Consider the following 11,650-nt stretch of genomic DNA (forward strand, 5'->3'; position numbering starts at 1 on the left):
ACGTGACACGACATTCGAGAGGATTCCCATGCCCGGACACCCCCGGTCGGCCGCGACGTTGGTCGAGTTGCTGCGCCTGCGCGCTTCCACGCAGGCCACCCTTCCCGCCTTCACGTTCCTCGGGGACGGGGAAGGGGACGAGCAGGGAATCACGTACCTGGAGCTGGACCGTCAGGCTCGGGCCATCGCCGTCTCGCTGAGCGAGTACGTCCGGCCGGGGGAGCGCGTCCTGCTGCTGTACCCGCCGGGCCTCGAGTACATCGCCGCCTTCTGGGGCTGCCTCTACGCGGGGGCCATCGCGGTTCCCGCCTATCCGCCAGACCCCTCGCGCCTCCACCGCACGCTGCCGCGCCTGGAGGTCATCGTGAAGGACGCGGGCGCCACCGTGGCGCTCACCACCGCGTTCATCGCGGAGATGGCCGAGGGGCTCGCCGGGCTCGCACCGGGGCTGGGGCACCTGCGCTGGCTGGCCTACGAGTCGCTCGTCGCGCCGGGCCGCGAGTCTGGCTGGAAGACGCCGGACGTCGGCGCCGACTCACTCGCGTTCCTCCAGTACACGTCCGGCTCCACGTCCGCGCCCAAGGGCGTGATGCTGTCGCACGGGAATCTGCTGGCCAATGAGGAGATGATCCAGGCCGGCTTCGGGCTCGATGCGCACAGCGTCGTGGTGGGTTGGCTGCCGCTGTACCACGACATGGGGCTCATCGGTAACGTGCTGCAGCCCATCCACCTGGGCGCGCGCGGCGTGCTGATGTCTCCGCTGACGTTCATGCAGCGGCCGCTGCGCTGGCTGGAGGCCATCTCCCGCTTCCGGGGAACCACGAGCGGTGGGCCCAACTTCGCCTACGAGCTGTGTGTCCGGAAGGTGAGCGAGGCGGAGAAGGCCACGCTGGATTTGAGCAGCTGGGACGTGGCGTTCTCCGGCGCGGAGCCCGTGCGCGCGGACACCCTGGACCGGTTCTCCGCCGCCTTCGCCTCGTGCGGCTTCCGCCGCGACGCCTTCTATCCCTGCTACGGCCTGGCCGAGGCCAGCCTCATCGTGTCCGGCGGCGCGAAGGAGGCGCCGCCTCGCGTCCTGCACGTGGACCGCGACACGCTCGCCCGAGGCACCGCCGTGGACCAGGCGGAGGGCCACGCGCTGGTGGGCTGTGGCGGGGCGCTGCTCGAGGAGCGGCTTGCCATTGTCGACCCGGAGTCCCGCGTGCGCTGCCCGGACGGCCGGGTGGGCGAGGTCTGGGCGTCGGGCGCCCACGTCGCCGGTGGCTACTGGAACCGCCCGGAGGAGTCCGCCGCCACGTTCGGCGTGCGCACCGCGGACGGGGATGGGCCCTACCTGCGCACCGGGGACCTGGGCTTCGTGCGGGACGGGGAGCTGTACATCACCGGCCGGATGAAGGACCTCGTCATCCTGCGCGGTCGCAACCACTACCCGCAGGACCTCGAGCTGACCACCGAGCGCAGCCACCCGGCGCTTCGCCCCGGTGGTGTCGCGGCCTTCTCCGTGGACGTGGACGGCGAGGAGCGGCTGGTCGTCGTGCAGGAGATGTCCCCGGGCCGTGGCGAGCCGGAGGAAATCCTCGCAAGCATCGTCGAGCGCCTCGCGGGCGAGCACGAAGTTCGCCCGCACGCGGTGGTCCTCACCGCTCCCGGTGTGGTGCCCAAGACGTCCAGCGGCAAGGTGCAGCGCCGCGCCTGCAAGCAGCTCTTCGTCTCGGGCGAGCTGGAGGTGCTGGCGGCGTGGAAGGACGGCGGGCAGGGCACGGAGCCGGGTGTCACAGAGGATGACGCGGTGGACCCGGTCCATGCCGCGGTGGCACGCCGGCTCGGGCTTGCGCCGTCGGCGCTGCGGCCGGATGAGCCGCTGCTCCGCTACGGCCTGGACTCGCTGCTCGCGCTGGAGCTGCGCAACGAGCTGGAGGCCTCCTTCGGCATCGACGTGCCGCTGGCGCGCCTGCTCCAGGGCGCCAGCCTGAACTCCATCCGCGAGCAGGCGTCCTCGCGTCCGGAGGCCGCCGCGCGCCCGAGGCCGGCCGCGCTGACCGAGGCCCCGCTCACGCCGGGCCAGGCGGGCCTGTGGTTCCTCCAGCAGATGGCTCCCACCGCCGCCGCGTACAACGTGGCGGGCGCGGCGCGCATCGAGGGGGCGCTCGACGTGATGGCGCTCCAGCAGGCGCTGCAGACGCTGGTGGACCGCCACGACGGGCTGCGCTCGACCTTCGTTGCGCGTGCCGGGGAGCCCCGCCAGCGCGTCCTGGCCCACGTGCCCGTGGCGCTGCCGGAGACGGACGCGGCGGGGCTCGACGAGGCGGCGTTCCTGGACCTGCTGCGGCGGGACATCGAGCGGCCCATCGACCTGGAGCGGGGACCGCTGCTGCGCGCATCGCTGTACCTGCGCGGTGGCGGGGAGCGGGTGGTGCTGCTGGTGATGCACCACCTGGTGACGGACTTCTGGTCCATGGCGGTGCTGCTGCGCGAGCTGGCGGCGGCCTATGCCGCTGCGGTGGGGCAGGGCGCGGCGCTGCCGCCGGCGGGCTCGGACCTGGCCGCGGTGCGCCTCCACGACGAGCGGCGCGAAGGGCGCGCGGCCGGACAGTGGGCCTTCTGGGAGAAGGAGCTTTCGGGAGGGTTCGAGCCGTTGGCGCTGCCGGCGGACCGGCCGAGGCCCGCGGTGACGACGTTCCGAGGGGGCGCGGAGCGCCTCCGCGTGGAGCGCTCCACCGTCGAGCGGCTCCGGGCGCTGGCGGCGCGGGAGTCCACGACGCTGCACGTGGCGCTGCTCGCTGGCTACCAGGTGTTCCTGGCGCGGCACTCGGGCCAGGAGCGGATGCTGGTGGGCTGCCCGGCCGCCGGCCGCAACGGCGCCGAGGTGATGGACGCGGTGGCCTACCTCGTCAACCCCGTGGTCATCCTCACCGACCTGGGCGGGGACCCGTCCCTGGAGGAGGTGGTGCGCCGCGCGCGGGCCCGGATGCTCGGCGCGCTGGAGCACTCGGACGTGCCCTTCACGCAGTTGGTGGAGCGCCTGGGTCGTGGGCGTGAGGCGGGGCGGGCTCCGCTGGTGCAGACGATGTTCTCGCTGCAGCGCGCGCCGCTGGAGGGCCTCGCGCCCTTCGCGTCGGGCGTCGCGGGCGGACGGCTGGAGGTGGGCGGGCTGCGCCTCTCCTCCGTCGAGCTGCCGCCGCGCACCACGCAGTTCGACCTGATGCTCCTGTTGGCGGAGACGGAGGACGGGCTCGGCGGCTGGCTCCAGTACGACGCGGACCTGTTCGACGCCGCGACGGTGCGGCGCATGGCGCGGCGGCTGGAGCAGGCGTTCGACCTGGTGGCCCGGGAGCCGGAGCTGCGCGTCTCGCGAGTCTCCCTGCTCACGGAGGATGAGCGCCGCGTGCCGGCCCGCATGGCCCCCGTGAAGGTGACGTCGTCCGGCCGCTGCCTGCACGGGTGGTTCGAGAAGCAGGCGGAGGCGAGGCCTGAAGCAGTGGCGGTGAAGCTGGGGAAGGAGAAGCTGACGTACGGGGAGCTGAATCGGCGAGCGAACCGGCTGGCGCACGTGCTGAGGCAGAAGGGAGTGGGCCCCGAGGAAGTGGTGGGACTGCTGGCGGAGCGCTCGCTGGAGCTGGTGGTGGGGCTGTTGGGGATTCTGAAGGCGGGAGGAGCGTACCTGCCGTTGGACCCGGTGTATCCGGCGGAGCGAAGCCGGTACATGGCGAAGGACGCCGGGGTGCGAGTGGTGGTGGCGCAGCAGGCGCTGGCGGGACGGCTGGAGGGAGCGGAGGTGGAGGTGGTGGCGCCGACGGTGGAGTCAGGCCGAGAGGACAACCCGCAGGTGGAGATGACGAGCGGAGCGGCCGCGTACGTCATCTACACGTCGGGGAGCACGGGGCAGCCGAAGGGGACGGTGGTGGAGCACCGGCAGGTGGTGAGGCTGTTCGAGGCGACGGAGGAGTGGTTCGGGTTTGGAGAGAAGGACGTGTGGACGTTGTTCCACTCGTACGCGTTCGACTTCTCGGTGTGGGAGGTGTGGGGAGCGTTGCTGTACGGGGGCACGGTGGTGGTGGTGCCGTACCTGGTGAGCCGCTCGCCGTGGGAGTTCTACCGGCTGCTGCAGCAGGAGAAGGTGACGGTGCTGAACCAGACGCCGTCAGCGTTCCGGCAGTTGGTGGCGCTGGAGGAGACGCTGGGGACGGGGGTGGACGAGGAGTTGTCGCTGCGCACGGTGATTTTCGGCGGGGAAGCGTTGGACCCGGTGAGCCTGAAGCCGTGGTTCGAGAGGCACGGGGACCAGGTGCCGCGGCTGGTGAACATGTACGGCATCACCGAGACGACGGTGCACGTGACGTACCGGGTGATGGGGGAGAAGGACGCGAAGTCGGCGAGCAGCGTGATTGGGGAGGCGATAGGAGATTTGTCGCTGTACGTGCTGGACGGGCGGCTGGAGCCGGTGCCGAGGGGAGTGGCGGGGGAGCTGTACGTGGGTGGTGCGGGAGTGACGCGGGGTTACTTGAAGAGGCCGGAGCTGACGGCGCAGCGCTTCATCCCGGACCCGTACGGAGGGCAGGAGGGTGCGAGGCTGTACCGGACGGGAGATTTGGCGCGTGTGAGGGAGGACGGGGAGCTGGAGTACCTGGGGCGGATGGACCAGCAGGTGAAGGTGAGGGGCTTCCGGATAGAGCTGGGAGAGATTGAGGCGGAGCTGGGAGGGCACCCGGGGGTGGGGCAGGCGGCGGTGGTGGCGCTCAAGGACGAGCACGGCGAGGCCCGGCTCGTGGGCTACGTGGTGCCGCGCCATCCGGTGACGCCCGCGGAGCTGCGTGCGCACCTGCAGGGCCGGCTGCCGGAGTACATGGTGCCCTCGGCCTTCATGATGCTGAAGGCCCTGCCGCTCACGGAAAACGGGAAGCTGGACCGCCGCGCGCTGCCCGCGCCGCGGCCGGAGGTGACGGACGCGTCCGAGCGCACGCCGCCGCGCGATGACGTCGAGACTCGCCTGTGCGGCATCTTCCAGACGGTGCTCCGCACCGAGGTGGGCATCCACGACGACTTCTTCCAGCTCGGCGGACATTCCCTGCTCGCCACGCGCGTCGTCGCTGCCATCCGGGACACGTTCGGCGTCGAGTTCCCCGTGAGCCGTCTGTTCGAGGCGCCCACCGTGGCCGGCGTGTCCCGGGCGCTCGGGGACGTCCAGCCGCGGGCCCCGGTGGTGCCGCTGGTGCCAGTGCCGCACGACGGCGGCGCGCCGCTCACCTTCGCGCAGGAGCGCCTCTGGTTCCTGCACCAGTTGGAGCCGTCCAACAGCTCGTACCACTGTCCGGGCGCGCTCCGGCTCACCGGGGCTCTGGACGTGGCAGCGCTGGAGGGAGCCTTCGCGGCCATCGTCCGCCGGCACGAGTCGCTGCGCACGCGGCTGGCGGCCGTGGATGGCCGGGCGGTGCAGTTCGTGGAGTCCGCTCTGGAGATTCCGCTCACCCGGCTCGACCTGACGCACATCCCCGCCTCCGGGCGCGAGGCGGAGCTGTCGCGGCTCGCCCGCGCGGAGGCGGAGCGCCCGTTCGACCTGGAGCGCGGCCCGCTGACGCGACTGACGCTGATGCGGGTGTCGCCAGAGGACCACCTGCTGGTGGCGGTGATGCACCACGTGGTCTCCGACGGCTGGTCCGTGGGCCTGCTCCTGCGCGAGCTGGCCTCTCACTACCAGGCCCTGGCCACCGGGGGCGCGCCGCCACTGGCGCCGCCGCCCATCCAGTACGCCGACTTCGCCGCCTGGCAGCGCAAGGCGCTGACGGACGAGGCGCTCGCGCCGGCCCTGGAGCACTTCCGCTCGCGCCTGGACGGCGCGCCCCCGCTGCTGGAGCTGCCGACGGACCGGCCGCGTCCGGCCGTGCAGAGCTACCGCGGCGCGGAGGTGGCCTTCGCGCTGCCGGCGCCGCTCGTCTCCGGGCTCAAGGCGCTGTGCCGGGGTGAGGAGGCAACCCTCTTCATGGCCGGGCTCGCCGCGTTCCAGGTGCTGCTGCACCGCTACTCGCGGCAGGACGACGTGGTGGTGGGCATGCCCGTCGCGGGCCGCACGCACGGGGAGGCGCAGGACCTCATCGGCTTCTTCGCCAACACGCTCGTCCTGCGTGGCCGGCTCGCGGAGGACCCCTCCTTCCGCGAGCTGCTGCGGCGCACGCGCGAGGAGGTGCTGGGCGCGCTGGACCACCAGCACCTGCCCTTCGAGAAGCTGGTGGACGCGCTCCGGCCGGAGCGCAGCCTGAGCCGCACGCCGCTGTTCCAGGTGATGTTCGACCTCAACGAGGAGCCGGTGCTGCCGCCGGAGCTGCCGGGCCTGCACACCGCCCTGGTGCCGCTGCAGCGGGGCGCGGCCCACTTCGACCTGTCGCTCACCCTCGACGCGAAGGACGGGGGGCTGGCCGGCGTCGCCGAGTACGCCACGGACCTGTTCGACGGCGAGACGGTGCAGCGGATGATGGCGCACTTCCGCATGCTGCTGGAGGGGCTGGTGGCGGAGCCGGACCGTCCCGTCTCGCGCCTCCCGCTGCTGGCTCCGGCCGAGCGCGAGGGACTCCTGGCGCGGGCCGCGGGCCCGGTGCTGCCGATCCGCGAGGCCTGCGCGCACGAGCTGTTCTTCGAGCACGCGCAGCAGCAGCCGGACGCGGTCGCCGTCGTCCTGGAGGACACGTCGCTCACGTACGGGCAGCTCGCGGGGAGCGTGGAGTCGCTCGCACGGGCGCTGGTGAATGGGGGCGTGAGGCTCGGTGAGCGCGTGGGCGTGGTGTGCGAGCGCTCGCAGGAGCGGGTCATCGCGTTCCTCGCCGTCCTGCGAGCGGGAGGCGTGTACGTCCCGTTCGAGCCGACGCAGCCGCGTGAGCGCCTGGCGCTGCTGGGCGCGGACGCGGGGCTGAAGGTGCTCGTGACGCAGCGGGCGCTGGCGCCGCGGCTGGAAGGCGTGGCCCCGCTCGTCTTCGTGGACGAGCCGCGCCCGCTCGGCTTCACGCCGCTGCCGTGCGTCGGCCTGGAACAGCCGGCGTACATCCTCTTCACGTCCGGCTCGACGGGCACGCCCAAGGGCGTCCTCGTGGGGCACCGCTCCCTCACCAACTACCTCCAGTGGCTCCGCTCCGAGTTCCGGCTGTCGCCGGAGGACCGGATGCTCGCCTACGCATCGCCGGGCTTCGACGTCTCGGTGGCGGAGTTGCTGGCGCCGCTGACGAGCGGCGGCCGCGTGGTGATGGCGCCGCCCGACGCGGTGGGCCCCGAGGCCCTCGCGCAGGTCATCGCCGCGCGGGGCGTGACGGTGCTGGAGGCGGTGCCCTCGCTGCTGACGCTGCTGCTGGAGGTTCCGGCGCTCGCGGAGGCCCCGGCCCTGCGACTGGTGTTCTCCGGCGGCGAGGCCCTCTCGCTGGAGCTGGCCGAGCGGTTCCACGCGCGGCTGGGTGCGACGCTGGTCAATGCCTATGGCCCCACCGAGTCCACAGTGGACGCCGCGGTGGCCGTCGTCCCGCGCGGCGCCACCCGCACGCCCATTGGTCACCCGGTGGCGAACGCGAAGGTCCACGTCCTGGACCGCCACCTGGAGCCGCTGCCCGTAGGCATGGTGGGCGAGCTGTACGTCGAGGGTGCGACGCTGGCGCTCGGGTACCTCAACAGCCCGGAGCTGACCGCGGAGCGATTCGTGGCCTCACCGTTCTCCCAGGACGGCGCGCGGCTCTACCGCACGGGGGACCTGGGCCGCCGGCTCGCGGACGGACAGGTGGAGTTCATCGGCCGCGCGGACGACCAGATGAAGGTCCGCGGCTTCCGCATCGAGCCGGGTGAAATCGAGTCCGTCCTCCGCGCCCATGCGGGCGTACGCGAGGCGGCGGTGGTCCTGCGCGAGGACCGGGCGAAGGAGCGGAGGCTGGTGTCCTACGTCGTCGCGGCCTCGGAACCCGCGCCGGGTCCGGCCGAGCTGCGCCGCCACCTGCTCTCCTCATTGCCGGAGTACATGGTTCCCCACGCGTTCGTCGTGCTGGACGCGCTCCCGCGCTCGGCGGCGGGGAAGATTGACCGGCGGGCCCTGCCCGCGCCGGACCGGATGCGGCCGGAGCTGGACTCCGGCTACGAGGCGCCGGGCACCGCGACGGAGAAGAAGCTCGCCGCGCTCATCGCCGGAGTGCTGGAGCTGGACCGGGTGGGTGTCCGGGACAACTTCTTCGAGCTGGGCGGTGACTCCATCCTCGCCGTCCAGGTGGCGTCGCGCGCCCGGAGCGCGGGCCTGCCCTTCGAGGTGCGGCAGCTCTTCCACCACCAGTGTGTCGCCGAGCTGGCCGCGCTCATCGACCGCGAGGCTGCGCCCGCCGTGGGTGCGCTGGCGCTCCCTCCCGCCGCCAACGAGGTGCGGGAGCGGCTGCTCGCCGCGCGGCCGGAGCTGGAGGACGTCTATCCGCTGGCGCCCATGCAGGTGGGCATGTTGTTCCGCACGCTGCTGGAGCCGAAGTCGGGCGCCTACGTGGAGCAGTTCCACTGCGTCCTGGACGGCGCGCTGGACGTGGCGGCGTTCGAGGGCGCGTGGCGGCACGTGCTGGAGCGCAACCCCATCCTCCGGACGTCCTTCGTCTGGGAGGGCGTGGCGGACCCGGTGCAGGCCGTCCACCGGCAGGTGCGCCTCGACGTGGCCCGGGAGGACTGGAGCGCGCTCGCGCCCGAGGTCCAGGCTGGGCGGCTGGAGGGGTTCCTCCGCGCGGATCGGGAGCAGGGCTTCAACCTGGCGCAGCCTCCGGCGATGCGGCTGTCGCTCTTCCGGCTGGGGCCCTCGCGGCACCGGTTCGTCTGGTCCCAGCACCACATCCTCCTGGATGGCTGGTGCATGGCGCTGCTGTTCCGCGAGCTGCTCGACACGTACGCGGCGCTCTCGCGTGGGCAAGGCGCTCCGAGCCTCGACGCCGGCCGTCCGTACCGCGACTTCATCGCCTGGCTCGCCTCGCGGGACGCGTCCGCGGACGAGGCGTACTGGAAGCAGTCGCTGCGGGGCTTCCACACGCCCACGCCGCTGGCCGTGGACCAGGCGCCGCGCGCCACGGAGGAAGAGAAGGTCTACCGCGTACGCGAGCACGTGCTCTCCGAGGAGCTGTCCACGGCGCTCCAGGAGGCGGTCCGCCGCAACCGGCTGACGCTGTCCGCGGTGGTGCAGGGGGCGTGGGCCCTGCTGCTCCACCGGTACACGGGTGAGGAGGACGTGGTGTTCGGCGCGACGTTCTCCGGCCGCTCGGCGCCGCTCGCGGGTGTCGAGTCGATGCTGGGCCTCTTCATCAACACGCTTCCCGTTCGCGTCCGCCTCCCCGGGGACATGCGCGTGGGAGCGTGGCTGACAGGGCTCCTCCAGGCGCACGCCGAGCGGCAGCGCCACGAGCACACCTCCCTCCTGCAGGTCCAGGCGTGGAGCGGGCTGCCGCGCCGCACGCCGCTCTTCGAGAGCATCGTCGCGGTGGAGAACTACCCCATGGACCCGGCGCTGCTGGCCGGCGCGGGCGGCTTCAGCACGCGCGATGTCCAGATGGCGGAGCACAACGAGTACCCGCTCACGCTCTTCGTGCGCCCCTCCCCGGGGCTGAAGCTGGAGCTGGTCTACGACACCGCGCGCTTCGACGACGCGGTCATCGGCCGGATGATGGGCCACCTGCGCACCGCCCTCGAGGAGCTGGTGCGGAAGATGGATGCCCCGCTGCGCGACGTGGGCATCCTCCCGGCAGAGGAGCGCGGCGCCCTGGTGCGGCGCACCATGCCGCGCCACTTCCCCGCCGAGAGGCTCCTGCACGGGTGGTTCGAGGCGCAGGCGGAGGCGAGGCCTGAAGCGGTGGCGGTGAAGCTGGGGAAGGAGAAGCTGACGTACGGGGAGCTGAACCGGCGAGCCAACCGGCTGGCGCACGTGCTGAGGCAGAAGGGAGTGGGCCCGGAAGAAGTGGTGGGCCTGCTGGCGGAGCGCTCGCTGGAGCTGGTGGTGGGGCTGTTGGGGATTCTGAAAGCGGGAGGCGCGTACCTGCCGTTGGACCCGGTGTATCCGGCGGAGCGCAGCCGGTACATGGCGAAGGACGCCGGGGTGCGAGTGGTGGTGGCGCAGCAGGCGCTGGCGGGACGGCTGGAGGGAGCGGAGGTGGAGGTGGTGGCGCCGACGGTGGAGTCAGGCCGAGAGGACAACCCGCAGGTGGAGATGACGAGCGGAGCGGCCGCGTACGTCATCTACACGTCGGGGAGCACGGGGCAGCCGAAGGGGACGGTGGTGGAGCACCGGCAGGTGGTGAGGCTGTTCGAGGCGACGGAAGAGTGGTTCGGGTTTGGAGAGAAGGACGTGTGGACGTTGTTCCACTCGTACGCATTCGACTTCTCGGTGTGGGAGGTGTGGGGGGCGCTGCTGTACGGGGGCACGGTGGTGGTGGTGCCGTACCTGGTGAGCCGCTCGCCGTGGGAGTTCTACCGGCTGCTGCAGCAGGAGAAGGTGACGGTGCTGAACCAGACGCCGTCAGCGTTCCGGCAGTTGGTGGCGCTGGAGGAGACGCTGGGGACGGGAGTGGACGAGGAGCTGTCGCTGCGCACGGTGATTTTCGGCGGGGAGGCGCTGGACCCGGTGAGCTTGAAGCCGTGGTTCGAGAGGCACGGGGACCAGGTGCCGCGGCTGGTGAACATGTACGGCATCACCGAGACGACGGTGCACGTGACGTACCGGGTGATGGAGGAGAAGGACGCGAAGTCTGCGAGCAGCGTGATTGGAGAGGCGATAGGGGACCTGTCGCTGTACGTGCTGGACGGGAGGCTGGAGCCGGTGCCGAGGGGAGTGGCGGGAGAGTTGTACGTGGGCGGAGCGGGAGTGACGCGCGGGTACCTGAAGAGGCCGGAGCTGACGGCACAGCGCTTCATCCCGGACCCGTACGGAGGGCAGGAGGGGGCGAGGCTGTACCGGACGGGAGATTTGGCGAGGGTGAGGGAGGACGGGGAACTGGAGTACCTGGGGCGGATGGACCAGCAGGTGAAGGTGAGGGGCTTCCGGATAGAGCTGGGAGAGATAGAGGCGGAGCTGGGGGGGCACCCGGGAGTGGGGCAGGCGGCGGTGGTGGCGCTCAAGGACGAGCACGGCGAGACGCAGTTGGTGGGCTACGTCGTCGCTCCTCCGCCGGGCCCGTCGCCGTCGGAGCTGCGCGCGCACCTGCAAGGCCGGCTGCCGGAGTACATGGTGCCCTCGACGTTCATGGTGCTCGGCGCCCTGCCGCTCACGGAGAACGGGAAGCTGGACCGCCGCGCGCTGCCCCGTCCGACGAAGGGAGGCGCAGCGGCGCCGGGGGCGGCGCCCTCCACGCGCTTCGAGCAGCTCCTCGCCGACGTGTGGAGCGAGGCGCTGGGCCACGGCGTGAGCGTGGACGAGAACTTCTTCGACGCGGGCGGCGACTCGCTGCGGGCCATCCGTGTCGTGAGCAAGCTGCGTGAGACGTGGGGTGACAAGGTGCAGCTGACGGACCTCTTCACCTACCCGACCATCCGCGCCCTGGCCGCGTATCTGGGCACGGATGGCGGCGAGGCGGCCACGGGCCCCGACCGCGAGGACGAGCGGCGCGACGGCAAGGCGCGCATGGAGAAGCGGCTGGAGCGGCGCCGGCGGGGTGGCTCGTGAGCGGGAGTGACG

1 protein-coding gene is annotated in these 11,650 nt (G+C 72.3%); it reads left to right on the plus strand.

Annotation, left to right across the window (positions count from 1 at the left end):
• Positions 1 to 28 precede the first annotated feature (28 nt).
• Positions 29 to 11,638, plus strand: a complete 11,610-nt coding sequence (locus OV427_RS38475; protein WP_267861208.1) for a non-ribosomal peptide synthetase — start codon at positions 29 to 31, stop codon at positions 11,636 to 11,638.
• The last annotated feature ends 12 nt before the right edge of the window (positions 11,639 to 11,650 follow it).

Source organism: Pyxidicoccus sp. MSG2 (genome assembly GCF_026626705.1).
Classification (GTDB): domain Bacteria; phylum Myxococcota; class Myxococcia; order Myxococcales; family Myxococcaceae; genus Myxococcus.